Consider the following 25,679-nt stretch of genomic DNA (forward strand, 5'->3'; position numbering starts at 1 on the left):
AAAGGGAGACGACTGTGCATATTCCAACAACTACACTTCATAATGGCGTGAAAATGCCGATGATTGGTCTAGGCGTATATAAAGCGAAAGAAGGAGACGAAGTAAAGCAAGCAGTAAAAACAGCGTTAGAAGTTGGATACCGTTCGATTGATACAGCAACTGTATATGAAAATGAAAGCGGTGTCGGAGAGGCGATACGTGAATCAGGAATTCCAAGAGAAGATCTATTTATTACAACAAAAGTATGGAACGACGATCAAGGATATGAGGAGACACTCGAGGCATTTGAAAAGAGTTTAAAAAAATTACAAATGGACTATGTAGATTTATATTTAATACATTGGCCGGTAAGAGGGAAGTATGTTGATACGTACCGAGCTTTGGAAAAATTGTATGAAGAAGGTAAAGTGCGCGCGATTGGTGTTTCTAATTTTCATAAACATCATTTAGAACTATTATTACCAAATTGCAAAGTGAAGCCGATGGTAAACCAAGTGGAACTTCATCCGATGTTGACGCAATTTGAGTTGCGCAATTATTGTCAAGATGAGCAAATTCAAATGGAAGCATGGAGTCCGTTAATGAGGGGCGGAGAAGTATTCCAGCATCCAATCATTCAGGCTATTGCTAACAAATATGAAAAAACACCTGCACAAGTTATATTAAGGTGGGATATTCAAAGCGGGATTGTTACAATTCCTAAATCTGTTACACCATCTCGTATTAAAGAAAACTTTACTATTTTTGATTTTGCACTAACTGAAGAAGAGATACGTCAAATTAACACGTTGAATCGTGATTTACATGTAGGAACGAATCCTGATAAATATGATACGTTATAAAAAAGACTGTCTCCTGATACTGGAGACAGTCTTCTATTTATCGGTAATTCGATATTTTTAACGATGCAAAGCATATGTGTCATATTTAACAATCTTTTGAAGTTGTATATATTCTTCTTTCGTTAAAGGTAACTGTTGGCTAGCTCGTATATTTTCCTGTAATTGTTGAAGCGAGCTTGCACCAGGTATAACAGCTGCAACAGTCTTATTATGTAAGCAATATTGAATAGCTGTTCCTGTTAAAGAGCGTTCTCCAATCGTTTCTTTTACACTCGCTAGAGTTGTATGTAATTCATCGTAAGAATAAGAAAGATAATCCTTTTCCTTTACTCTTTCTATTTTTCTTGCATTGTTGTCAGTTAAAATTCCTTTTGCAAGTGGCCCGCGGGCAATGACGCTAATTTGGTGTTCATTCAGAAGTGGGAACCATTCTTCAGGGCGACGATTTAAAAGGCTATATTCCATTAGTACACTAACGATGTTTGAGCGTTTTGCATACTCACGAACGACATTTGGGCGTATAGAAGAAATACCGTAATGGCGAATAATACCTTCCTTTTTCAATTCTTCAAAAGCTTCAATTGTTTCATCTATTGGATCTTCAATCGTTCCGCCATGAAGTTGGTAAAGGTCAATATAATCAGTTTGAAGTCTACGTAAACTTTCCTTTACTTCAGTCTTTATGTAAGCTTTAGAAGGATCCCAAGACCAACCATTTTTTTCTTCTGTCCAACGATTTCCAACCTTCGTTGTAAGTACAATTTGGTCTCTTCTTCCCTTCAAGGCTTTTCCAACAAATTCTTCATTTAATCCGTAATCATATAAATCTGCTGTATCAAAAAAATTAATTCCTAAATCGATCGCTTCATCGATAATATGCATAGCTTCTGTTTCAGATGTACCGAGAGACATACAGCCAAGGCCCATTTCTGTAACAAACAAATCTGAGTTTCCTAATTGACGTTTTTTCATAGGTCAACCTCCTTACCTTTATTGTACGAGAGGGAAAAGAGGTTGACAAACGTTTACTTTTCGCTGCGCATTAACTGCCCGTAAAAGCATGATTAATGTTTCACTTTATTTGCTGTAATCCACTCTTGTACAGTTGTATACTCTTTGCTATATTGCTTTAGCTTATGGCGAATTTGCCATGCTTTTCCGACTAAAGTGACGCGATTTGGTAAAATATAAACTTTCATTTTTATCACGCTCCTTTCAATGTGGTAAAATGTATGAGGAAAGAATAGGAAATAGAACAGGGAGATGAAGTAGTGTGAGTAATCTTGCAGAGAGAACAGTAAAAACTGAGCCGATTTTTGATGGTAGAGTTATAAAAGTTCGTGTTGATGATGTAGTATTACCAAATGGAGCAATGAGTAAACGTGAAATTGTAAATCACCCTGGTGCAGTTGCTATTATTGCTATTACTGATGAGGGGAAAATTGTGCTTGTTGAGCAGTATCGTAAAGCACTTGAAAAGGCGATTATAGAAATTCCGGCTGGCAAGTTAGAACCTGGTGAAAAACCTGAGGTAACAGCAGTTCGTGAATTAGAAGAGGAAACAGGATATGTATGTGAAAATATGGAGCTCATTACTTCTTTCTATACATCTCCAGGATTCGCAGATGAAATTTTATATGTATATAAAGCGACAGGTTTGACAAAAAAAGAAAATAAAGCTGAGTTAGATGAAGATGAGTTTGTGGAATTAATGGAAGTATCGTTAGAAGAAGCGATTACTCTTATGAAAGATCTTCGTATTCATGATGCGAAGACGATGTTTGCAGTACAATATTTACAACTACAAAAATAAACACTCGCCAAAGGCGAGTGTTTTTTAATTGATTTTTGCATATACACGTGCATCACGTAAGCTACCATCTGGTGCTAGGAAATCATTTTCCATTGTACCTTCTAGAATGAATTCTAGACGTTCTGCTAAGCTACATGCATTTATATTTGTTGCATCAGTACGAATTTCAATTCTTCTAGCGCCTAGTTTATCAAAGGCGAACTGAATTGCACCTTTAACAGCTTCGGTCATATAGCCTTGTTTTGTATAGGCACTATGTAGCCAGAAGTGAAGTGAAAACTTTGGAATATCCCAGTTTTCAGGCTTTAGTGTAATTGCTCCGATGAATGTACCAGATACTTTATCGTATAAGTGAAAATCAAGTGTTTCACGAAGTAAAAACTGTCCGTGAGCTTCGCGAACAATTTCTTCAGCACTCTCTTCTGTTTCAGCGTTAATTGGTATCCACGGTACTAAGTCTTCTAGAGAAGCTTGGATTGCTTCATATACTTCTGCACCATCACCTGGAAATGGTTTACGAACTTGCAAGCGTTCAGTTTGAAATAATGTTGGAAAATCTAATAATAATGGTTTCAAGAGAAATCCCTCCTATTCTCTACTTTTTAGTTTAGCAAAGTAGAGCGGAATTTCAATGTTAATTCGTCATACTTTTTTCTTTCTTTCATACATTTTTAATAAGAGTGTGAACGGAGGGAAGAAAAATGTGGCGAAAAAATTGGCAAGACCGTGTAATGTCTCACATACAGGAAAACTCTTCATTATATATATTTAACGCCGTTTTATTATTGATGGGAGTAATATTCGGAGCCATTCTGGTGAATAGTTTACAAATCAATCAAAAACAAGATTTATCATTTTATTTACAACGTTTTTTTGGACAAGTCTCTAAAGGAGAATTTGCTATTGCGGGCGAAATGTTTCGAGAAAGTTACTTTTCGCAATTAAAATACATCGGGTTTATTTGGATTTTAGGGATTTCAATTATTGGATTACCACTTATTTTTATTTTATTATTTGTAAAAGGAGTTGTCGTTGGATTTACAGTTGGTTTTTTAGTAAGTCAGCATGGATGGAATGGACTATTATTAGCATTTGTATCTGTTTTGCCACAAAATTTAATTATCATTCCAGTCTTTCTCGTTATGACAACTATTGCTGCAAGTTTTTCTTTACGGATGATTAGGCATCAATTTATTAGAAAAATAACCGAGCCACTATTACCATTATTAATCCGTTATACATGCTTCTTTCTCGTAATTGGAGTAGTGTTAGCACTTGCTTCTAGTGTGGAGGCTTACGCATCACCAGTTTTAATGAAAGAAGTCGTTGAGGCTATTAATAAAAAATAAATACTTTTTGAGAATAATTATCAATTTGTTTTTATTGTTTTTTCTTTTGACAGAAGCCCTTCTTCTGATATAATGGTGTAAGAGTGGCGAGGAGGGAGTAGTACCGAATGGAAGAAAGAATTGAACGAATTAAGAAGCAATTACATGCAGCGAGCTACAAATTAACACCGCAACGTGAAGCAACAGTTCGTGTGCTGCTAGAAAATGAAGAAGATCATTTAAGCGCAGAAGATGTTTACCTCCTTGTAAAAGAAAAGTCGCCAGAGATCGGATTAGCAACCGTCTATCGAACTTTAGAACTATTATCTGAGTTAAAAGTTGTCGATAAGATTAACTTCGGAGACGGTGTTTCACGCTATGACTTACGCCAAGAAGGTGCGCAGCGTTTCCACCATCATTTGATTTGTACACAATGTGGTGCTGTACAAGAAATACAAGAAGATTTACTTGGTGAAGTGGAAAGGAAAGTAGAACGAGACTGGAGCTTTAAGGTGAAAGATCATCGTTTAACATTCCATGGGATTTGTAAAAATTGTCAAGAAAATGAAACGGATGAAAAATAACCTTTTCCTATTTATCTAGGAAGAGGTTTTTTATTTGAATAAGGTATAAATTGGTGAAAGCTTGGCATATGTTGTAATAACTTATATTTTGGAGGAATTTACAATGCGCCGAGCTTTAAAATTAACTTTTGATGGAATAAAAGTATTTTTATTATTTACAAGTTGTACGATTTTGTTTTATTTCGCTATACTATGGATAAATGAAGAATATGAAAGCTATCATCGTTATGAAAAACCTAAAGAAGAGACTGTAGAAAAAGTATCAGGGAATGAAGAACCGGCAAAGGATGCTTTCGTAAATAGAATGATGTTTTTCTATGAAAATGGGGAGTAGTGTAGAGTGGAAGATCAATTAAAAGATTTTATTCATTATATGGTTGTCGAAAAAGGATTAGCAAAGAATACAGTAGTATCTTATGAACGGGATTTAAAAAGCTACGTAAAGTATTTGCAAAATGTGGAACAGACGAAAACTTTTCATGAAGTGACCCGTTTACACATTGTTAACTTTTTGCAGTATTTAAAAGAGAACGGAAAATCTTCGAAAACATTGGCGCGTCATATCGCATCAATTCGTTCGTTCCACCAATTTTTACTTCGTGAACGAGCGGTAGAACACGACCCATCCGTACATATTGAAACGCCACAAGGGGAACGGAAATTACCAAAAGTATTATCAGTTGATGAAGTAGAGGCGTTACTTCAAACACCAAAAATGACAAGTGCTTTTGGGATTCGTGATAAGGCGATGCTAGAGTTACTGTATGCGACAGGACTTCGTGTTTCAGAATTGATTGCACTCAATTTAGAAGATGTACATTTAACAATGGGATTTGTTCGTTGCATAGGGAAAGGGAATAAAGAAAGAATTATTCCACTAGGAAGTTTAGCAACGGAAGCGATTCAAAAGTATATTGAAAAAGGAAGAAGAGAATTAATGGGGAAAAAAGTAGTAGATGCACTCTTTTTAAACCATCATGGTAATCGATTATCAAGACAAGGATTTTGGAAAATATTAAAACGATTAGCGAAAGAAGCAAATATTGAAAAAGAGCTTACACCTCATACGTTGCGTCATTCGTTTGCTACGCACTTATTAGAAAATGGAGCAGATTTACGTGCTGTACAAGAAATGCTTGGACATGCAGATATTTCAACGACGCAAATCTATACGCACGTTTCAAAAACTAGATTAAAAGATGTATATAAACAGTTTCATCCGAGAGCATAGTTACTATGCTCTTTTTTTCATAGATTAAGAGGGGAAGAGCGTTTCACAGAAACTTCACAAACATTTCGTATATTGTTTTCAGCAGAAGACTGGAATATTACAATGTATTTCCTCTATACTAAATAAAGTATAAAGGAGGAAATGATGATGAAAAAACTGATTATAACTTTATTTATCGCGATGCTAGCGTTGGCTGGCTGTAATACAAACAAAGAAGAACCGAAAAAAGAACAGAAACTTGAAGCTGTAAAAGTAGCAGTACAAACAAATCCGAAAGAAATTAAACCAGGTGAAAAAACAGAAGTACAAGCACTTGTTACACAAGGGAAAGAAAAAGTAACGGATGCCGATGATGTAAAGTTTGAAATTTGGAAAGATGGCGACGAAAAACACGAGATGTTAGATGGTAAGCATAAAGGAAAAGGTGTTTATGCAGTAGAGAAAACATTCGAAACGGATGGAGTATACCATATTATCGCTCACACAAATGCACGTGAAATGCACGTTATGCCAGAAGTAAAAGTTGCTGTAGGAAATGCGAAAGTAGAAGATGCAAAAAAAGAAAATAGTGATCACAGTGCAGGACATGGAGATCATAAAAGTGACACAATGATCCATCTTATGGCTGGAGACATAAAGGCAAATGCTGAATCTACAATGAAAGTTCATTTAAAACAAAAAGAAGAAGCCCTAACTGGTGCTGAAGTACAACTAGAGATTTGGAAAGATGGTGTTGAAAAACACGAATTTATTCCAGCGAAAGAAGGGAATAAAGGAGAGTATGAAACAAAACATACTTTCAAAGAGAACGGTGCTTACAAAGTGAAAGTACATGTAAGAAAAGGCGAATTGCATGAACATAAAGAAGAAACAATAGAAGTAAAATAAAAAGTAGCTCTTTAGAGCTACTTTTTATTTTTAATATGAAGAAATAAATCATAAAAAAATTAGCACTTCGTTGCAGAATGGATTACAATAGAAGTGTGAAGAAAATGAGAAATTCTACGAAAATGTATTAAAAAGAAAGCGTAAACATGTTATGATATCAGTATCAGATGTCTGACATCTGACTTAGAAAAAACTAGAAATGTTTTTGAATCGTTTCAAGTAAACGAAATAGGTTAGAAAATGATTTAAAGAAGTACTGTTTGACAATGAGAATTCTTTTGGATAACAGTTTCACTTTATAGCGTTTTGAACATACTACAAGAAGTAGAACTGAACTTATAGGAGGTCGCAGTTATGAATAAATATAAACGTATATTCCTAGTCGTAATGGACTCTGTGGGAATCGGTGAAGCACCAGATGCTGAGCAATTTGGTGATTTAGGATCTGACACAATTGGTCACATTGCTGAACATATGAATGGGTTACAAATGCCTAACATGGTGAAATTAGGTCTTGGTAACATTCGAGAAATGAAAGGTATCTCTAAAGTAGAGAAACCACTTGGATATTACACAAAAATGCAAGAGAAATCTACTGGTAAAGATACAATGACAGGTCACTGGGAAATCATGGGCCTTTACATTGATACACCATTCCAAGTGTTCCCGGAAGGATTCCCGAAAGAATTACTTGATGAATTAGAAGAAAAAACAGGCCGTAAAATTATCGGTAATAAGCCAGCTTCAGGAACTGAGATTCTTGATGAACTTGGTCAAGAGCAAATGGAAACAGGCTCTTTAATCGTTTATACTTCTGCTGATAGCGTATTACAAATTGCAGCACACGAAGAAGTAGTGCCACTTGATGAGTTATATAAAATCTGTAAAATTGCACGTGAATTAACATTAGATGAGAAATACATGGTAGGTCGTGTTATTGCTCGTCCATTCGTTGGTGAACCTGGAAACTTTACACGTACACCAAACCGTCATGATTATGCACTAAAACCATTCGGCCGTACAGTAATGAATGAATTAAAAGATAGTGACTACGATGTAATTGCTATCGGTAAAATCTCTGATATTTATGATGGCGAAGGGGTAACAGAATCACTTCGTACGAAGTCTAACATGGATGGAATGGATAAGCTTGTAGATACATTAAATATGGACTTTACAGGTCTTAGCTTCTTAAACTTAGTTGACTTTGATGCATTATTCGGCCACCGCCGTGATCCACAAGGATACGGAGAAGCTCTGCAAGAATATGATGCACGTCTTCCAGAAGTATTCGCAAAACTAAAAGAAGATGATTTATTACTAATTACAGCAGACCACGGTAATGATCCAATTCATCCTGGTACTGACCATACACGTGAATATGTACCATTATTAGCATATAGCCCAAGCATGAAAGAAGGCGGACAAGAGTTACCACTTCGTCAAACATTTGCTGATATTGGTGCAACAGTAGCAGAAAACTTCGGTGTGAAAATGCCAGAATACGGAACAAGCTTCTTAAACGAGCTAAAGAAATAGGGGGATAAACAAATGAATCGTGAACTTATTACAAAATCAGCTTCATACTTAAAAGAGAAATTTCAAGAGACACCACAAGTAGGACTAATCCTTGGATCAGGACTAGGTGTATTAGCAGACGAAATTGAGAACGCAGTAACAGTACCTTACAGTGAAATCCCTGAGTTCCCAGTATCAACTGTAGAAGGCCATGCAGGTCAACTAGTATTCGGTACACTTCAAGGTGTAACAGTAGTAGCAATGCAAGGACGTTTCCACTTCTATGAAGGATACGACATGCAAAAAGTAACATTCCCAGTTCGTGTTATGAAAGAACTAGGTGTAGAAACAGTTGTTGTAACAAACGCAGCTGGTGGTGTAAATACATCATTTGAGCCAGGCGATCTTATGTTAATTTCAGACCACATTAACTTCATGGGTACGAATCCATTAATCGGACCAAATGATTCTGAAATGGGCGTACGTTTCCCTGATATGTCTACGTCATATACGGTAGAACTTCGCGAAATGGCGAAACAAGTTGCAGCAGACTTAAATATTAAAGTACAAGAAGGTGTATACGTAGGAATGACAGGTCCTGTATATGAAACACCTGCTGAAATTCGTATGCTTCGTACACTTGGCGGAGATGCAGTTGGTATGTCAACAGTACCTGAAGTAATTGTAGCGCGTCATGCTGGTATGAAAGTATTAGGTATTTCTTGTATTTCAAATATGGCAGCTGGTATTTTAGATCAGCCACTTCACCACGATGAAGTAATTGAAACGACAGAACGTGTTAAAGCGAACTTCTTAGCATTAGTAAAAGCAATCGTAAAACAAATGAAGGGGTGACCTCACAATGAGAATGGTGGACCTAATTGCAAAAAAACGTGACGGACATGCATTAACGACAGAAGAAATTAATTTTATTGTTGAAGGATATACAAATGGTGATATTCCTGATTATCAAGTAAGTTCACTTGCAATGGCAATTTTCTTCCAAGATATGAACGATCAAGAGCGTGCTGATTTAACGATGGCAATGGTAAATAGCGGTGATACAATCGACTTATCAGCTATTGAAGGTGTAAAAGTAGATAAGCATTCAACAGGTGGTGTTGGTGATACAACGACACTTGTATTAGGTCCATTAGTAGCTGCTTTAGATGTACCAGTAGCGAAAATGTCTGGACGCGGTTTAGGACATACTGGTGGTACAATTGATAAATTAGAAGCAGTCCCAGGATTCCATGTGGAAATTGAAAACGATGAATTCATGCGTCTTGTAAATGAAAACAAAATCGCAGTTATCGGCCAAAGTGGTAACTTAACGCCTGCTGATAAAAAGTTATATGCACTTCGTGATGTAACAGCAACAGTAAACTCAATTCCGCTTATTGCAAGTTCGATTATGAGTAAAAAAATTGCTGCTGGTGCAGATGCAATTGTTCTTGATGTAAAAACTGGAGCAGGTGCATTTATGAAAACGGATGAAGATGCAAAACGTTTAGCAGAAGCAATGGTACGTATCGGTAATAACGTTGGTCGTAACACGATGGCAGTTATTTCGGATATGAGTCAACCACTTGGTGAAGCTATTGGTAATGCACTAGAAGTACAAGAAGCAATTGATACATTACAAGGTAAAGGGCCGAAAGATTTAGAAGAGTTATGTTTAACACTTGGAAGTCAAATGGTGTACCTTGCCGGACAAGCTTCATCTTTAGAAGATGCACGTGAAAAGCTAATTGAAGTAATGAACAACGGAAAAGCGCTAGAATCATTTAAAACGTTCTTATCAGCGCAAGGCGGCGACGCATCTGTTGTTGATGATCCTTCTAAATTGCCACAAGCACAATTTAAAATTGAAGTGGAAGCGAAAGAAGACGGATATGTATCAGAAATCGTTGCAGACGAAATCGGAACAGCAGCAATGCTTTTAGGAGCAGGACGTGCAACGAAAGAGTCTGAAATTGATTTAGCAGTTGGTCTAATGCTGCGCAAAAAAGTAGGCGATAGCGTGAAGCAAGGTGAATCCCTTGTTACAATTTACGCAAACCGCGAAAATGTTGAAGATGTAAAAGCGAAAATTTATGAGAACATGAAGATTTCTAAAGAACATGTAGATGCACCAACTTTAGTACACGGTATCGTAACGAAGTAATAAAAAAGCTGAGGAGATTTCTCCTTGGCTTTTTTACTATTTTTTGTTTATAATAATAATGGGTGAAATTATGATTAGAATTTGTGCAGTAACAAAAACAGATGAAGTATTATATGATGTTTCTCTAGAAGAAACAAAGAAAGACCATATTGTATGGTATTGGCTAGATTTATATAAGCCAACGAAAGAAGAGTATACATATATTCTGCAAGACCATTTTAAGTTCCATCCCCTTGCAATTGAAGACTGTATAGAATATGTACAGAGGCCAAAAGTTGATTTTTATGATGGATATAACTTTTTAGTACTTCATGCATTTGGGGAAGATGGACTAGAACCGCACGAAATCGATTTATTTATTAGTGATCGTTATATTGTTTCTTTCCACTTTTCTCATAACAATGCAATCGAAAGAGTATGGAAAACACTTGGAGAAAAGAAGCGTATTAAAAATAGTCCTTTACACGTAGCTCATACAATTATCGACCAAATTGTAGATGACTATTTTGCGCCTGTATATTACATTGAGGATCATTTAAATGCAATTGATGATAATTTAACGGGGGAGACAGCAGGAAGTGTATTAGAAGAGGTATTTGATATACGTACAGATTTATCAAAGCTAAGGCGTACAATCATTCCGATGCGTGATTTATTATATCGTATTTTAAATTCGACTCGTTTTTACGGTATAAGCGATCATGAAATTTACTTTAAAGATATACATGATCATTTGCTTAAACTAACAGAAATGATTGAGGCAAGCCGAGAGTTAACAGCAGATATTCGGGATAGTTATTTTTCATTAAACTCACATCATATGAATAACATTATGAAAACATTAACTGTATTCTCGACTATTTTCATGCCATTAACATTTATTGCGGGAGTATATGGAATGAACTTTACGCATATGCCAGAGCTTGGTGGACAATATAGTTATTTTATTTGTCTACTTATTATGGCACTAATTGGCGGCGGAATGATGGCCTGGTTTTATAAAAAAGGATGGTTTAAGTAAAAAAACACCGAGGATTTCCTCGGTGTTTTTTTAACCAATAGCATGTAATACAAACATAGCTAAGAATAAGCATGTAATGATATACATAGATGGTGCGACTTCTTTACGCTTTCCAAGAGCAACTTTTAAGATAGGGTAAGCAATAAATCCGAACGCAATGCCATCAGCGATACTATATGTGAGCGGGATCATAACGATAATTAAGAATGCTGGAAATCCTTCTGAAAAGTCATTCAGAGGAATTTGTTGAATGCTTGTAATCATCAGACCGCCAATAATAATTAAGATTGGTGCAATGGCACTATCAGGAATTAATTTGACAAATGGAAGAGCAAACAGTGATGCAAAGAATAGCAACCCAGTAACGATAGACGTCAGACCTGTCTTACCACCTGCAGTAATACCTGCGGCACTTTCTACTGTTGAAACGGTAGGACTTGTGCCAAATAGACCACATGTCATTGCTGAAATTGCATTGGCTTGGTAAGCACGTGGGAATTTACGATCATCTTCTAATAAACCGTGCAGAAGTCCCATGTTCTCAAAAATAAGCACCATGCTTAAAGAGAATGTTGCAATCCAAAATGGTAAGGAAGAAAGTTTCCCAAATGACATAGCTCCAAACACATCACCGTAATTAGCGAATGAGAATGAACTATTTCCCACTTGACTCGTATCCACAAGACCAAATAGCCATGCGATACCAGTTCCTATTGCAATCGTCCATAAAAAGTTTCCACGTACGTTACGAATAAATAATACAAGTGCAATGATAAGAGTAAGTAATGTCGCAAGAACGACAGGATTACTTAATTTCCCCATTGCCACAGCAGTATTTGGGTTCGAAACGACTAAACCACCTTTTTGCAATCCGATAAACGCTAAAAATAATCCGATGCCGACAGTAATCGCTTCCTTTAATGACTTTGGAATTGATACTGATAGCACGCGAGCGATTGGTGTAAAAGCGGCAATTGCAAAAATAATACCAGAGATAAAGACAGCAGCCAATGCTTCTTGCCAAGTTAGTCCAAGCGTATGCACAGCTGTGTACGTGAAGAATGCATTTACACCCATACCCGGGACAAGAATAGCAGGTGCATTTGCCCAAAATGCCATGAGTAGACATCCGACAAATGAACTAAAAACAGTTGCTAAAATTCCAGCTTCAAGAGGAATGCCAGCATCTGATAAGATTGACGCATTTACAATCATAATATATACGATTGTGAAAAATGACGTAACTCCAGCTAAAACTTCTTGTTTTGGTGATGTTTCGTGTAAACCTAATTTAAATGTTCTTTCAAGTATTCCTTTCATGTTAAACCTTCTTTTTCATATCCCTCTCCCACCCGTGATATCTCTTTCGTAAGAGCTCACCGTCCTTTATTATATCAGAACATCATGTTTTTACAACAAGGAAAATGATAACGTTTACTTATAAATGAAATTATTTATAAATACGTAAAAATTGCCCGTATTGTTGAAATAATTTCTAATTCTCCCGATTGAATAGGTGGAGCTGCTTGCGCATGTAAAGTAGCATAAGACGTAACCTCCCTTGGTAATTGGGCAGATTCTTCAACGAATGAGAGGGGAACAGGATTAATATTTAAATTATATGTACTCGCAATAGCACGAGCTTTTTCTACTGCCTGGTGCAGAGCTTGAATGAGAGCTTGCTCATAATATTTATTTGGATGAGATACTCGGAAACGTAACCCTTTTGCTACATTTGCGCCATTTGAAACGGCTATATCATATACTTCCCCAGCTTTTTGTACATTTAAAACGGTAATTTCATACAAATGCTCTACACGGTATCCTTGTAGCAATGCTTTATCATTTACATATTCGTATTGAGGAGTAATTGTATAAGAAATCGTCTCTATATCTTTATCGGCAATACCAAGCTGTTTAAGTGCATCCAGCAATTGTTTGGATTGCACTGCATTTTCTTCTTGAGCCTGTTTTACATTTTTATCATCTGTTCGAATGCCGAGTGTTAATATAACAACATTCGGTTTTGCTTTTACAACACCTTCTCCTTGTACAGTAATAGTAGCTTCTTTACCAGTATTAGCAGTGCGTACGTTGTGTAAATAAGGATTCATTCCACCCTGCATTTTCCATCACCATCCTTTTTATATGTATATGTGTGAACAAAAAAGAAATTTATATGAAAAAAGTTACATAAATGAGAATGTTGAGGAAAGAAAGCATATACAACATAGGTATTTATAGATTATAATATGTGTAAATATGATAAAAAAGGGACGAGGCTATTGAACGAAAAAAGAGAAACGCTGATTTTAGATTTATCTGCATCATTTCGAAAAATGATACGTTTATTACAAAATGATATTAATACACGTTTTGCAGAACATATGCCATATAATGAATTTTCTGTATTACGTGCGTTATTTTTAAACAGTCCACAGATGGCTTCGCAAATTGCGAGTGAAGTAAACGTAACCTCCAGTCATATTACAGCTGTTACAGATCGTCTCGTACGAAAAGGATTAGTAGAAAGAAAACGTTCTAATTCAGATCGTCGAATCGTGTACTTAGAAATTACAGAGCATGGAAGAGAAGTAACTGAAAAACTTGAAGCTGTGCGTAAAGAATATTATAAAGAGAGATTTAAAGGTTGGAGCGACCAAGAAATAGAAATGGTCTTAGAACTATTTGGCCGCGTATTATAATAAATGAGGATAGGAAGCGAAAGCACTCCTATCCTTTTTCTTTTGAATAAAAATATTTTGAAACTCCGATACTTTAATTAAAAGATCGGAGGAAAGATTATGAAATATATTGCTGCACTTACCATTTTATTTGGTAGTTTTTTCTGTTTTCAAACATTCACGTACGCAGATACGCCTATCCAAGTGGTGCGAAAAGAAGTGAAGTACATCGAAAACGATAATACAGTCTTATATTCAAAATTATGGGTTCGTTCTATGCAAAACGCAGTATTATTCCACCATAGCGATAATATTCGTAATCGGGACACATTACGTAATGTAACAAGTTCATCGCTTGTTAAAGCGAAGCAACTATCTTTTCAGAAAGCAGCACTTTATATACCGAGACTATCGCAATACGTATCAAAAATAGGGAAAGAAAACATTCAAGTGTACTACATTGCGATTCACTATAATGTGAAAAAAGAAAATGCATATCAATTAGATGGCATGAACTATTTTCTACAAGTATTCGTAAAAGAGCGTGGGGAATGGAAAATTGCCGAAAGTGTAGTTGCACCGACAGAGCAAATTGTGCAAAATGGTGATGGATTTGGGATGAAAGAAGAGATGGTGTATGGGGATAGGAGAGAGAATGTGAAATAACCTCCTTTAAAAGGAGGTTATTTCACACGCCAAGAAAATTTGAATTTTAATAAGCAAGATAATAGTAGGTAGACTATCGTACTGGTCCCTATAAAACCAATATAATAATTTACGATAGAATGACTTCCGCCCGCTGCCATTCCTCCAAACATTCCAATAAAGGTTACACAACATATCATACATAGTGTTTTAAGCTTCGGATATAATAGAAAGTTTCCGTTTTGTTCATTAGGTGATCTTGTATATAAGTACATTCCTAAAGGTAATAGAATAAGTATATTTACGATTGGACCGATAAGTTTTGTTGCTGAAGGAATATACGTAAAATTAGGTTCAACATGACGTACGCCTTGTTGATCAGTATAAGCACGTTGAGGATCGTAATTAAAATTAATATTGAATCCGCGAACTGGCGCTAAAATACTCACTTTTTCTATTACTGAACCGTAACGATCTACATTTTCCTCCGTATAGACGGGATGATTGGAAATAAGTCCAACCGTATGAATAGAAATAGCCCCGGCAATTAGAGTCGGCAAAATAAAAGGGAATCCAAGTATAGCAACACTGAAAAATCCTTGTGAAATCATATTACCAGCAATTGTTCCTATGCATAATGCAAGTGTATATATAGCAATTAAGATAATAACCATGTATAAGAAGTAAGTATGAAATGGTGAAAATATTTGATACTTATTATGAAAGGTTGTCTTTTTCATAATAGCAAAAAGTCCCCAATTTAGTATAACGATAGCTACAATATTACACACACCAAAAAGCCATTTCGTTATGAAGAGATGTGTTCGTTTAAATGGCATAGACCATAAAATGTCACTTGATTGATTTTGACGTTCCCATCCAATAAGAATACAGGCTAATATAATAAGGAGTCCTCCTTGAACCATAATAGCATCGGGAAGTGAAAGTTGATAATTATATCGGTATATATATTTCCATTCATTATGTTCATGAAAATATTTTAATTGCTCGGCAGCTGCTAAATAGTATTTATATGATAGTACATAAAAACTTACTAACCAAAATAGCCAAACAATATATTTACTTTGTTTGTAGGTATGCACCCATAATGCTTTTTGAAACATAGGATCTCTCCTTTAAAAAACTTTATAGTTTGTAAGACGTGATAATATAAAATAAGTGACGATTCCAAATAAAAAGAATCCAACATAGTAACTAAATAATAAATCAAAACGTTTTAACATTTGCCCACCTATTAATGCAAAATAAAAGGTAGTACCCCACATCCAGAGTGAGTTGTATTTTGGAAAAAGGAAAATTTTCTTATTATGTTCATTAGGTGATCGTGCATAAAGAAACATACCAATTAGTAAGCTGGAAATAGTATAGAAGATAGGAACAAGTATTACTTTTGCAGAGTAGTAACTATGAAAAGTGGGTCCCCTTTGTATTACTTTTCCATGATCTTCATCTGATTGGACAGTAGGGTGGTAATTATAACTAATTGAAAAGTCTAATATAGCGCTTGAAATGTTGGTCTTTTTATTGAATTTATAAATGTTTTCAAAATTCGTATAACTTTTATTCCCCTGTATTGCCTCAGCGTGAGCTGTAAAGAAAAGGAGTAAGAGTGAAAAGATTCCCATTCCCATTATGCAAAAAGTAATGCTGAAGATGCTTTGTGAAATAATACTGCCAGTAAATGTACCTATACATAAAGAGACAGTATAGATAGCGATATATGTGAAAATTGCGTACAGGAAATATCGATGAAATGGTTCGAAAGATTGATATTCAAAGTGAATCGTAGATTTATAAATAAAATACATAAGACCCCAATTGATTAGAAATGATAGTACAATGAAAAATCCACCAAAAACCCATTTCGATAAGAACATATCACGTCTTTTAAATGGAAATGTCATAAGTGAATCTCCATTTTGATTACTTCGCTCCCAGCCAATTAATATACAGGATAGGATAATTGTAATAATACCTAACCAAAAGCAATTAGAAGAATAAAAAGAATAATGATAGTAGAACTTTTCTTCACCTATTTTTTCTGGATGGAGAAAGAGAGACTGTTGAGTTTCTGCTTCTTGATAGTATTCGAAAGATAAAAAATAAAGTGAACTGAAGAGAAAAAGTAACGCAGCATATTTCCCACGCTTCCAATTCCACATCCACAACGCTTTATGAAACATACCCATCCTCCTCCAGTGTCGTAACGAAGACATCTTCAAGTGACATTGTTAATTCTTCAATAAGTATAGGTTGCTCTTTGTAAAACTTCTCCAGTGTTGTAGCCACATTTCCTTCGATTAAGATTGTATATACTTTTCCTGTTTGATTTAATATTTTAATATTGCTTAAGTTTTCTAGTTTTTGAGGTAGTGAACGTTCATAAGCAACTTGTATTTTAGCAAATCGTGATTTTGCATCGTCTAGTGATGTAATAGACGAGATAGTATGGCCTTTTAATATAATAATTGTATCTGCAATTTGTTCTACTTCATCTAAATGGTGAGTGGAGATGAAAATGGTAATCTCTTTTTCTGCAACTTCTCCAACGAGAAACTGTAAAATTTTCCTTTTCACGATAGGATCAAGTCCATTTGTCGGTTCATCTAAAATGATATATTCTGCCTTTGTAGAAACGGCTAAAATGATGGCGAGCAGTGCTTTCATTCCTTTTGAATAACTACGAATTCGTTTATTTGGTAAGTTGAAATGTTCTAGTAGTTCATAGAAATATGGTTCATCAAATGCTGTATAAACTGATTTATAAAACTTCACGATTTCTTTTACTGTATAACCGTTCAGCATGTTAGTAGAATCCGGAACATATACGATTTTTTGTTTCGTTTCAGGATTTTTATGGATGTCGATATCCTCATATGTAACAGTTCCCTCGTCTGGGTCTAAAATACCGACCATCGTTCGCAATAAAGTTGTTTTTCCCGCGCCATTTCTTCCGAGTAATCCGATGATACTCCCTCTTTGCAATGTGAAAGAAACATCGTCTAAAATTGTTTGATTATCAATTGTTTTCTTCAAGCTTGTCACTTTCAACATCCGTATTCCCTCCAATCTCTTTATAGTATGAATCTATCCAATCATGAATTTTATCTTTCGTAATACCAAGATAAGAGGCTTCTAATAGTAATTGATGAAATTGCTTTTCAACCATAGCGATTTTCCTTTCGTCTAATGTTGGGGTAATCGATTGGGATACAAATGTTCCTTTTCCTCGTAACGTTTCAATAATTCCTTGTCGCTCTAACTCTTGATACGCTTTACTCACTGTATTTGGATTTATAACGAGTAAAGAAGCGAGTTCGCGTACAGAAGGAAGTTTATCACTTGGAGCCAACATGTTTTTCAATACGAGTTCTTTTATATTTTGAACAATTTGTTCCCATATCGGAGTGTTGCTTCTTGGGTCAAGTTGAATATGCAAGAGCAATGTCTCCTTCCTCATATGTATTAAGTGTACTACTGCGTGTAATACACTTAATACAATATAGGGGACGAATGTATTTGTCAACTGAAAATTTTAGAAAAATTTGGTATTAAAAAAAGGTAAATTGGAAAAAATAGGTCTGATATAGAATGGAGGGTTAGTCATGAAGCGAGTTTTTGGAATACTTGTTTGTTTCATGTTATTGCTTTCTGGAACTTCAGTGAGTTTCGCACAATCTGAGAAAACGAAGCAGGAGAAAACAGAAGAAACAACACCGAAGTTAGCGGAACAAGCGTCGTCAGCAATCGTAATTGAGCAAGATACAGGTAAAGTTTTATTTGATAAAAACCCAAATGAAAAATTACCACCTGCTAGTATGACAAAGATTATGACAATGCTTTTAATTATGGAACAAGTTGAAAAAGGAAAACTAAAACTGACCGATAAAGTTAGAGCGAGCGAACATGCAGCTTCAATGGGTGGATCGCAAATCTTTTTAGAACCTGGGGAAGAGATGACTGTAAATGAGATGTTAAAGGGTATTGCAATTGCATCTGGAAATGACGCATCTGTTGCAGTAGCCGAGCATATCGCGGGTTCAGAAGAAGGATTTGTAAATATGATGAACAAAAAGGCGAAAGATCTAGGGCTGAAAAATACACATTTTCAAAACCCAACAGGTCTTCCGGCCAAAGACCATTATTCGACAGCAAATGATATGGCTATAATGGCGAGAGAATTGATGAAGTATCCACTTATTCGTAAATATACAGGTAAGTACGAAGATTATTTACGTGAAGATACGGATAAAAAGTTTTGGCTCGTTAATACGAATAAGCTAGTACGTTTTTATCCTGGCGTAGATGGAGTAAAAACAGGTTTTACGACAGAAGCGAAATATTGTTTAACAGCATCGGCTGAAAAAAATGGCATGCGTGTCATTTCAGTTGTCATGGGAGCACCAACATCAAAAGAACGGAACAACCAAGTGACGAAGCTTCTTGACTACGCATTTGGTCAATATATGACAAAGAAATTGTATACGCGCGGCGAAAAAATTAAGACAGTTCAAGTAGGGAAAGGGAAAAAGAAAAAGTAGATTTAGTTGCATCAGATAATGTTTCTCTTCTTATGAAGAAGGGCGAGAATATGGACAAGGTAAAACAAGAAGTAATTGCTGAAAAGAAAGTAAAAGCACCGATTAAAAAAAGGTGACGCGCTTGGTACACTTGTTATTAAAAAAGATAAAGATGTTTTATTAAAACAAACAATTGTAGCAAAAGAAGATGTTGCTGCAGCGAGCTGGTGGGAGTTATTTAAAAGAAGTTTTGGGATGTTTTCAACATCAAAATAGCGGCAAATATTTTGCCGCTTTTCTATTCGTATGTAAGTGAATAATGCTGAAAGGTTTCACTTTATGACGAAATAGTTCTTCTTTTGTCAGCAGGAAGGATTCTTATTTTGTATCACGAAAATCTTTATGTATGTGAATAAGTAAAGTTTGAGCATAAGGAGGAAATCGTGTGAGTCTTTCCATGCAATTAGAAGTAAAACGTGACGTCCTATGTGTGAGACTAGAGGGTGAATTAGATCATCATACGGCTGAAGAGTTGCGAACGAAAGTAACAGATATGATTGAGACACATGGTGTTCATCATATTGTTTTGAGCCTAGAGAACTTATCTTTTATGGATAGTTCTGGTCTAGGTGTTATATTAGGCCGATATAAACACGTAAAGGGATTAGGTGGAGAAATGGTTGTTTGTGCAATTTCACCGCCTGTTAAGCGTTTATTTGAAATGTCGGGCTTATTTAAAATCGTTCGCTTAGAAGAAAGTGAAGCGCACGCGCTCGCGACGTTGGGGGTGGCATAGATGAGAAATGAAATGAACCTTCAATTTTCAGCATTAAGTCAAAATGAATCGTTCGCTCGCGTTACAGTAGCGGCTTTCATTGCACAACTAGATCCAACGATGGAAGAATTAACGGAGATTAAAACAGTTGTGTCAGAAGCGGTTACAAATGCAATTATTCATGGATACGAAGGAAATGCAGAAGGTATTGTTTATATTTCTGTAATTTTGGAAGAAGCAATGGTGAAACTCACGATTCGAGATGAAGGGATTGGAATCTTTAACTTAGATGAAGCGAGACAACCCCTTTTTACAACTAAACCTGAATTAGAGCGTTCCGGAATGGGATTTACTATCATGGAAAATTTTATGGATGAAGTAGAAGTTATTTCAAACGAATCTTTCGGGACAACAATCCATTTGACAAAATACTTATCAAATAGTAACGCTCTATGCAATTAAGGAGAATAGCCTATGGACATAGAGGTCAAAAATGAGAAGAAGAAACCTCAGTTAAAGGACCACGAGCTAAAAGCGTTAATTCAAAAAAGTCAAGATGGAGATCAACAAGCGAGAGATACAATCGTTCAAAGTAATATGCGCCTCGTTTGGTCGGTTGTACAGCGGTTTCTTAATCGAGGATACGAACCAGACGACCTATTTCAAATTGGATGTATTGGGCTCTTGAAATCGGTAGATAAATTTGATTTATCTTTCGACGTGAAATTTTCAACATATGCAGTTCCAATGATTATTGGTGAAATACAACGTTTCTTACGTGATGATGGATCAGTGAAAGTTAGTAGGTCTTTAAAAGAAACAGGAAACAAAATTCGAAAGATGAGAGATGAGCTTTCGAAAGAATTCGGAAGGGCTCCAACGATTAATGAAGTGGCAGAGGCACTAGAACTAACGCCAGAGGAAGTTGTTCTAGCACAAGAAGCGAGCCGGGCCCCTTCGTCTATACATGAAACTGTATATGAAAACGATGGAGATCCAATCACTATTTTAGATCAAATTGCAGATCAATCTGAAACGAAATGGTTCGATAAAATTGCTTTAAAAGAAGCGATTAGAGAACTAGATGAACGAGAGCGCTTAATTGTATACTTGCGTTACTATAAAGATCAAACACAGTCAGAAGTAGCAGAGCGCATAGGCATTTCGCAAGTACAAGTTTCAAGACTTGAAAAGAAAATATTAAAACAGATGAAAGATCGAATAGACGAATAATTGTCTATTCGATTTTTTTACGCCGTTAATAGGAGAGAGATGTTAATTTTCGCAAAAATTAACAGAATTTATTGATAATTTAGTCAATTTAAAATATAATCCAAGTATGAACTTGTCATAAAGGGGGAAGGAAACATGGAAACGAGGCAACAATGGGGAACGAGAGCTGGATTTATTTTTGCAGCGGTCGGATCTGCCGTTGGATTAGGAAACATATGGCGTTTTCCTTATACAGCGTATGAAAATGGAGGAGGAGCATTCTTTTTACCGTACTTATTTGCATTATTAACGACTGGTATTTCATTGTTAGCGTTTGAGTTTGCCCTTGGTCATCGTCATCGTGGTTCAGCACCACTTACATTTTTCCGTATTAGCCCGCGTGCCGAATTTATTGGATGGTGGCAAATGTGCGTAACATTTATCGTTTCAACATATTATGCAGTGATTATTGCTTGGTCTATATCGTATACATACTTTGCAATTACTGGAGCATGGGGAAAAGACACGCAATCATTTTTATTTAAAGAGTACTTACATGTTGCAGATAAGCCAGGGCAATTTGGAGGACTTGTACCGGAAGTATTAATTCCATTAGCTCTCGTTTGGATTATTGTACTTGGCGTTGCATTTAAAGGAGTTAAAAAAGGAATAGAAGTTGTTAACCGTATATTTATTCCTTTATTAGTTGTTATGTTCCTTATTATCGTCGTTCGTGCAGTGACGATGGAAGGTGCTATGCAAGGACTAGATGCATTCTTTAAACCAGATTGGAGTCGTATTTTTGATGGGAAAGTATGGCTTGCTGCTTATGGTCAAATATTCTTTAGTTTATCTTTAGCATTTGGAATTATGATTACGTATTCTAGTTATTTACCGAAAAACTCGGATACAACAAATAATGCCTTTATTACTGGATTTGCCAACTCAGGATTTGAATTATTAGCAGGTATTGGGGTCTTTGCAGCTCTTGGATTTATGGCGAATAATATGGGAGTACCGGTTGATAAAGTAGCAAGTGCTGGCGTTGGGCTTGCGTTCGTAGTATTTCCGCAAATTATTAATGAATTGCCGATGTCACCGTTGTTTGGTGTATTATTTTTCTTATCGTTAACGGTTGCTGGAATCACATCACTTATTTCACTCGCGGAAGTATGTTTTGCCGCTGTATCTGAAAAATTCAGTTTAAGTCGGGAAAAAACCATTGGAATTATGGGAACCCTTCTCGTGTTAGTTTCTCTTGTATTTGCAACACGTGGTGGGCTTATGTTCTTAGATGTTGTCGACTATTTCGCTAATAATTTCGGATTAATTACAATTGCACTTGCGGAAGTAGTGACGATAGGGCTCATTTTACGTCGTTTACCAGTTTATCAAAATCATGCAAACTTTGTATCTGATATTAAATTAGGAACGTTTTGGAGAGTGAGTTTACTCGTTATTACTCCGCTTATGTTAGGGTATATGCTAATTGATGGTACAATCCAAAATATTAAAAAGAATTATGGAGATTATCCGACTGAGTTTGTTATAACGTATGGTTGGTCGATAGCAGCAGCCTTCCTTATCGTTGCGCTAATTATTAGTCTAAAGAAATGGAATGCACAAATACATTCGGATTCTGCCAAGCTTGAAAAAGAATGGAAAGATCGAGGTGTTTCATAATGAGTGGATCAGCAATTATGATGATGGTTATTGGAATAGTAGTCATTTGGGGAGGGCTTGCATTAAGTATTGCAAACTTATTTAAGAAAAAGGCATAAGTAAAAAACATCTGTACCGAAATGGTGCAGATGTTTTTTTATGAAAAAATTGTATTAGAAAAAAATTCAATAACCATACTACAACTACGAGGAAGAGTGAAGGGGTGAATGAAAGTTGGAACAAACGATTTATATTAAAATGCGCAATCGTTTAAAAGTTTCTCCTACTTATGAAGTAAAGCTGGGCGATGTTGCTCAACTTGCCGGAGATTCTTCCGTAGTTGAGTTGTTACAAAATGAGATAGTTTACAAAATAACAGCGCATGATAAGACGCATGTTGTAATTGATGTTATGAAAGTAATTGAGATTATTCAACAGAAAGCATCTCATCTACAAATTAATTTACTCGGTTCTGGACAAACTCTTGTTGAAATTATATACGAAAAAAAGAAGACACACCCAATTTTTTTCGGGCTTGTATGGCTGTTACTTTTCATTGGAGCGGCCCTTGCGATCATTTATTTCCATGAAGATGTAAGTATGCAACAAGTACATCAACGGTTATATTACATGATTACTGGAGAATTTAATGCGCAACCACTTTTATTTCAAATTCCTTATTCTTTAGGTCTTGGCTTAGGGATGGTTTTATTCTTTAATCATGTATTTCAAAAGCGAATTAATGAAGAGCCGAGTCCGCTAGAAGTTGAGATGTTTCAATACCAACAGTCACTTGATCAGTATGTAATCGTTAATGAAAACAAGGATAATATGAAACAACTTACCGATGATTGAGTATGGATTTGTTATTTTAATTGGTTTAGCTGGAGGGATTGCGGTAGGTAGCGGATATGTCGCATTTTTAGCTGTACTTGGTATAATCCCCCGTTTAGCCCAATTAACGAGAAGTGGAAAGCATATTCAATATTTTGAGTGGGCAGTCATTGCAGGTACTTTAACAGGGGCTTGGTGCAGTTTGAAAAACATTACATTTCAAACGTCGCAATATTGGCTCGTTATATTAGGGATATTTTGTGGCACGTTCATTGGAATGCTTGCTGCAGCATTAACAGAGGTGTTAAATGTTCTACCTATTTTAGCGAAACGAGTAGGGGTAGAGGGGAAGATTATTGTTTTACTCGTTGCTCTTGTACTTGGGAAAGTAATAGGATCGTTGTTTCACTGGATTTATTTCGTAAAGTAGGAGGCAGTATATAAATGACAAGTCAGAAATTGAAGGATGATTACATAAATAAAGTGAAGGAGTATCATCCAAAGCCAAACTATTTACTAAATTGTATCAAAGCATTTCTTGTAGGTGGACTCATTTGCACAGTTGGAGAAGTATTGATGAAATTTTATATACATTATTTTCACTTCAGTGAACAAGAGGCAGGAAACCCAACTGTTGCAACCCTTGTTTTATTATCCGCGATTTTAACAGGGTGTGGTGTATATGATAAAATCGGTCAATTTGCTGGAGCAGGATCAGCGGTACCGGTAACAGGATTTGCAAATTCTATGGCGAGCGCTGCCTTAGAACATAAGAGCGAAGGGGTTGTTCTAGGGATTGCTACAAATATGTTTAAACTGGCAGGAAGTGTGATTGTATTTGGGGTTGTTGGTGCATATATCATTGGGTTAATAAGGTATACCTTTAAAATTTTTATGTCTTAAAGGAGGGGCTAGTATGAGGTTGACCGGAAAACAAACGTGGGTATTTCAAAATGATATATATGTGAATGCAACGGGTACTGCTGTCGGTCCGAAAGAAGCTGAGGGCCCTCTTGGGAAAAAATTTGATATTTCATATGATGACTTGCATTGTGGAGAAGAAAATTGGGAGCTCGCCGAACGAAGATTAATGTCAGACTCAATTCAACAAGCAGTGCAAAAAGGGAATATAAAAACATCGCAAATTGATTTCTTTTTAGCGGGAGATTTATTAAATCAAACAGTGACAGCAAATTATGTTGCGCGTAAGTGGGGCATTCCTTTTTTAGGAATGTTTAGCGCTTGTGCAACGTCTATGGAGACTTTAGCAGTTGGCTCAGCTTTTATAGACGGTGGATTTGCAAATCGTGTCTTAGCTACAGTAAGCAGTCATAATGCAACGGCTGAAAGACAATTTCGCTATCCAACAGAGTACGGTGGGCAAAAACCAGGGACAGCAAATTCAACTGTGACTGGTGCAGGATCTATATTAATTAGCAATGAAAAAAGTGCAATTAAAATTACGTCAGCTACAATCGGAAAAGTGCAAGATTTAGGAATTACAAATCCTTTGGATATGGGGGCAGCGATGGCTCCAGCAGCAGCTCATACAATTCAACAACATTTTGAAGATTTAAGAAGAAGTGCCGATGATTATGATTTGATTGTTACGGGTGATTTATCAGCTGTTGGGACGCCGATTGCGAAACAACTTTTACTTGAGGAAGGTTATGATCTTGGGCATATATACAATGATTGTGGATTGATGATTTATGAATCAAGTCAAGAAGAAGTGTTTGCAGGTGGTAGTGGGTGCGCTTGTTCAGCAGTTGTTACGTATGGCCATTTATTACACGAGATGCAAAAAGGGAATTTACAACGAATTTTTGTCGTTGCGACTGGTGCATTATTAAGCCCGATGATGATGCAACAGAAGGAAACGATTCCAACAATTGCACATGGTGTCGTATTTGAGAGAGTTAAAGGAGAGTGAA

The 25,679-nt window shown here is 36.0% G+C and carries 31 protein-coding genes and 1 pseudogene; 23 read left to right on the forward strand and 9 right to left on the reverse strand.

The window, feature by feature from the left end; all coding sequences use genetic code 11:
* Positions 1-14 precede the first annotated feature (14 nt).
* On the forward strand, positions 15-842 hold the full coding sequence (locus HMPREF1014_RS03940; protein WP_000547994.1) for an aldo/keto reductase: 828 nt from the start codon (positions 15-17) through the stop codon (positions 840-842).
* A 57-nt stretch (positions 843-899) separates the two neighbouring features.
* On the opposite strand, the gene HMPREF1014_RS03945 is transcribed toward HMPREF1014_RS03940, so the two are convergent.
* Both HMPREF1014_RS03945 and mciZ read right to left on the reverse strand, forming a co-directional pair.
* Positions 900-1,814, reverse strand: coding sequence for an aldo/keto reductase (locus tag HMPREF1014_RS03945; RefSeq protein ID WP_000747213.1), 915 nt, complete (start codon positions 1,812-1,814; stop codon positions 900-902).
* 92 nt (positions 1,815-1,906) lie between these two features.
* Positions 1,907-2,041 (reverse strand): Z-ring formation inhibitor MciZ, encoded by a 135-nt coding sequence (gene mciZ / locus HMPREF1014_RS03950; RefSeq protein ID WP_000870302.1) that lies wholly within the window; start codon positions 2,039-2,041, stop codon positions 1,907-1,909.
* A 74-nt stretch (positions 2,042-2,115) separates the two neighbouring features.
* On the opposite strand from mciZ, the gene HMPREF1014_RS03955 reads away from it, so the two are divergent.
* Positions 2,116-2,655 carry an NUDIX hydrolase gene (locus HMPREF1014_RS03955; RefSeq protein ID WP_000067041.1) on the forward strand — a complete coding sequence of 180 codons (540 nt, stop codon included), beginning with the start codon at positions 2,116-2,118 and terminating at the stop codon, positions 2,653-2,655.
* Positions 2,656-2,679: 24 nt separating this feature from the next.
* Here the strand turns inward: HMPREF1014_RS03955 and HMPREF1014_RS03960 are convergent, their stop codons facing one another.
* Positions 2,680-3,231, reverse strand: coding sequence for a GNAT family N-acetyltransferase (locus tag HMPREF1014_RS03960; RefSeq protein ID WP_000803479.1), 552 nt, complete (start codon positions 3,229-3,231; stop codon positions 2,680-2,682).
* Positions 3,232-3,386: 155 nt separating this feature from the next.
* On the opposite strand from HMPREF1014_RS03960, the gene spoIIM reads away from it, so the two are divergent.
* From spoIIM to corA, 9 genes are all read left to right on the forward strand, one after another.
* Complete coding sequence (spoIIM, locus tag HMPREF1014_RS03965; RefSeq protein ID WP_013142149.1) at positions 3,387-4,004, forward strand: stage II sporulation protein M; 618 nt, start codon at positions 3,387-3,389, stop codon at positions 4,002-4,004.
* Positions 4,005-4,111: 107 nt separating this feature from the next.
* Positions 4,112-4,567 (forward strand): ferric iron uptake transcriptional regulator, encoded by a 456-nt coding sequence (gene fur, locus HMPREF1014_RS03970; RefSeq protein WP_000392657.1) that lies wholly within the window; start codon positions 4,112-4,114, stop codon positions 4,565-4,567.
* Between the two features lie 103 nt (positions 4,568-4,670).
* On the forward strand, positions 4,671-4,901 hold the full coding sequence (locus HMPREF1014_RS03975; protein ID WP_001250432.1) for a YqzK family protein: 231 nt from the start codon (positions 4,671-4,673) through the stop codon (positions 4,899-4,901).
* Between the two features lie 6 nt (positions 4,902-4,907).
* Positions 4,908-5,798, forward strand: a complete 891-nt coding sequence (xerD, locus tag HMPREF1014_RS03980) for a site-specific tyrosine recombinase XerD (protein ID WP_000390088.1) — start codon at positions 4,908-4,910, stop codon at positions 5,796-5,798.
* Between the two features lie 147 nt (positions 5,799-5,945).
* Entirely contained in the window at positions 5,946-6,686 is a 741-nt protein-coding gene (locus tag HMPREF1014_RS03985) for a FixH family protein (RefSeq protein ID WP_000733456.1), read from the forward strand.
* A gap of 354 nt (positions 6,687-7,040) precedes the next feature.
* A complete protein-coding gene (gene deoB / locus HMPREF1014_RS03990; RefSeq protein WP_001046079.1) occupies positions 7,041-8,225 on the forward strand; it encodes a phosphopentomutase in 1,185 nt (394 codons plus the stop codon).
* A 12-nt stretch (positions 8,226-8,237) separates the two neighbouring features.
* Positions 8,238-9,059, forward strand: coding sequence for a purine-nucleoside phosphorylase (locus HMPREF1014_RS03995; protein ID WP_001078446.1), 822 nt, complete (start codon positions 8,238-8,240; stop codon positions 9,057-9,059).
* A 7-nt stretch (positions 9,060-9,066) separates the two neighbouring features.
* A complete protein-coding gene (locus HMPREF1014_RS04000; RefSeq protein WP_001243069.1) occupies positions 9,067-10,371 on the forward strand; it encodes a pyrimidine-nucleoside phosphorylase in 1,305 nt (434 codons plus the stop codon).
* A gap of 58 nt (positions 10,372-10,429) precedes the next feature.
* Positions 10,430-11,392, forward strand: coding sequence for a magnesium/cobalt transporter CorA (gene corA / locus HMPREF1014_RS04005; protein WP_002005674.1), 963 nt, complete (start codon positions 10,430-10,432; stop codon positions 11,390-11,392).
* A gap of 30 nt (positions 11,393-11,422) precedes the next feature.
* On the opposite strand, the gene HMPREF1014_RS04010 is transcribed toward corA, so the two are convergent.
* Together HMPREF1014_RS04010 and HMPREF1014_RS04015 are read right to left on the reverse strand one after the other, a co-directional pair.
* On the reverse strand, positions 11,423-12,712 hold the full coding sequence (locus tag HMPREF1014_RS04010) for an NCS2 family permease (protein WP_000676240.1): 1,290 nt from the start codon (positions 12,710-12,712) through the stop codon (positions 11,423-11,425).
* A 134-nt stretch (positions 12,713-12,846) separates the two neighbouring features.
* Positions 12,847-13,518: an SIMPL domain-containing protein gene (locus tag HMPREF1014_RS04015; RefSeq protein WP_001161449.1), complete on the reverse strand. Its 672-nt coding sequence runs from the start codon at positions 13,516-13,518 to the stop codon at positions 12,847-12,849.
* A 159-nt stretch (positions 13,519-13,677) separates the two neighbouring features.
* Between HMPREF1014_RS04015 and HMPREF1014_RS04020 the strand changes: the two genes are divergently transcribed.
* Together HMPREF1014_RS04020 and HMPREF1014_RS04025 are read left to right on the forward strand one after the other, a co-directional pair.
* A complete protein-coding gene (locus tag HMPREF1014_RS04020) occupies positions 13,678-14,097 on the forward strand; it encodes a MarR family winged helix-turn-helix transcriptional regulator (protein ID WP_001003307.1) in 420 nt (139 codons plus the stop codon).
* A gap of 99 nt (positions 14,098-14,196) precedes the next feature.
* Entirely contained in the window at positions 14,197-14,742 is a 546-nt protein-coding gene (locus HMPREF1014_RS04025) for a hypothetical protein (protein ID WP_000873787.1), read from the forward strand.
* Positions 14,743-14,759: 17 nt separating this feature from the next.
* On the opposite strand, the gene HMPREF1014_RS04030 is transcribed toward HMPREF1014_RS04025, so the two are convergent.
* The 4 genes from HMPREF1014_RS04030 to HMPREF1014_RS04045 are packed head-to-tail and all read right to left on the reverse strand — an operon-like array spanning position 14,760 to position 18,181.
* Positions 14,760-15,845 (reverse strand): ABC-2 transporter permease, encoded by a 1,086-nt coding sequence (locus HMPREF1014_RS04030; protein WP_000486562.1) that lies wholly within the window; start codon positions 15,843-15,845, stop codon positions 14,760-14,762.
* Positions 15,846-15,857: 12 nt separating this feature from the next.
* Positions 15,858-16,925, reverse strand: coding sequence for an ABC transporter permease (locus HMPREF1014_RS04035; protein WP_000468527.1), 1,068 nt, complete (start codon positions 16,923-16,925; stop codon positions 15,858-15,860).
* A complete protein-coding gene (locus tag HMPREF1014_RS04040) occupies positions 16,915-17,796 on the reverse strand; it encodes an ABC transporter ATP-binding protein (RefSeq protein WP_000922147.1) in 882 nt (293 codons plus the stop codon). The genes HMPREF1014_RS04035 and HMPREF1014_RS04040 overlap by 11 nt, the downstream gene beginning before the upstream one ends.
* Positions 17,762-18,181 (reverse strand): GntR family transcriptional regulator, encoded by a 420-nt coding sequence (locus HMPREF1014_RS04045; protein WP_000548027.1) that lies wholly within the window; start codon positions 18,179-18,181, stop codon positions 17,762-17,764. Before HMPREF1014_RS04045 ends, HMPREF1014_RS04040 begins: the two co-directional genes overlap by 35 nt.
* 166 nt (positions 18,182-18,347) lie before the next feature.
* On the opposite strand from HMPREF1014_RS04045, the pseudogene dacF reads away from it, so the two are divergent.
* The 10 genes and pseudogenes from dacF (at position 18,348) to spoVAD (ending at position 25,678) form a co-directional block, all read left to right on the forward strand.
* Positions 18,348-19,538 (forward strand): annotated as a pseudogene (gene dacF, locus HMPREF1014_RS04050) (serine-type D-Ala-D-Ala carboxypeptidase DacF).
* A gap of 169 nt (positions 19,539-19,707) precedes the next feature.
* A complete protein-coding gene (spoIIAA, locus tag HMPREF1014_RS04055) occupies positions 19,708-20,058 on the forward strand; it encodes an anti-sigma F factor antagonist (RefSeq protein ID WP_000059135.1) in 351 nt (116 codons plus the stop codon).
* On the forward strand, positions 20,059-20,499 hold the full coding sequence (spoIIAB, locus tag HMPREF1014_RS04060) for an anti-sigma F factor (RefSeq protein WP_001243398.1): 441 nt from the start codon (positions 20,059-20,061) through the stop codon (positions 20,497-20,499).
* 12 nt (positions 20,500-20,511) lie between these two features.
* Positions 20,512-21,270: an RNA polymerase sporulation sigma factor SigF gene (sigF, locus tag HMPREF1014_RS04065; RefSeq protein ID WP_000350729.1), complete on the forward strand. Its 759-nt coding sequence runs from the start codon at positions 20,512-20,514 to the stop codon at positions 21,268-21,270.
* Positions 21,271-21,405: 135 nt separating this feature from the next.
* Positions 21,406-22,932 carry a sodium-dependent transporter gene (locus tag HMPREF1014_RS04070; protein ID WP_000450087.1) on the forward strand — a complete coding sequence of 509 codons (1,527 nt, stop codon included), beginning with the start codon at positions 21,406-21,408 and terminating at the stop codon, positions 22,930-22,932.
* Positions 22,932-23,030 (forward strand): methionine/alanine import family NSS transporter small subunit, encoded by a 99-nt coding sequence (locus tag HMPREF1014_RS04075; protein WP_000016826.1) that lies wholly within the window; start codon positions 22,932-22,934, stop codon positions 23,028-23,030. The genes HMPREF1014_RS04070 and HMPREF1014_RS04075 overlap by 1 nt, the downstream gene beginning before the upstream one ends.
* A 115-nt stretch (positions 23,031-23,145) precedes the next feature.
* The gene (locus HMPREF1014_RS04080; protein ID WP_000438366.1) at positions 23,146-23,766 is read left to right on the forward strand and encodes a stage V sporulation protein AA; all 621 of its coding nucleotides are present in this window, start codon (positions 23,146-23,148) and stop codon (positions 23,764-23,766) included.
* Positions 23,759-24,175 carry a stage V sporulation protein SpoVAB gene (spoVAB, locus tag HMPREF1014_RS04085; RefSeq protein ID WP_000575191.1) on the forward strand — a complete coding sequence of 139 codons (417 nt, stop codon included), beginning with the start codon at positions 23,759-23,761 and terminating at the stop codon, positions 24,173-24,175. The genes HMPREF1014_RS04080 and spoVAB overlap by 8 nt, the downstream gene beginning before the upstream one ends.
* A gap of 14 nt (positions 24,176-24,189) precedes the next feature.
* Entirely contained in the window at positions 24,190-24,648 is a 459-nt protein-coding gene (gene spoVAC / locus HMPREF1014_RS04090; protein ID WP_000203810.1) for a stage V sporulation protein AC, read from the forward strand.
* Positions 24,649-24,661: 13 nt separating this feature from the next.
* Positions 24,662-25,678, forward strand: coding sequence for a stage V sporulation protein AD (spoVAD, locus tag HMPREF1014_RS04095; protein ID WP_001241163.1), 1,017 nt, complete (start codon positions 24,662-24,664; stop codon positions 25,676-25,678).
* The last annotated feature ends 1 nt before the right edge of the window (position 25,679 follow it).

This window comes from Bacillus sp. 7_6_55CFAA_CT2 (genome assembly GCF_000238655.1).
GTDB lineage: Bacteria > Bacillota > Bacilli > Bacillales > Bacillaceae_G > Bacillus_A > Bacillus_A cereus.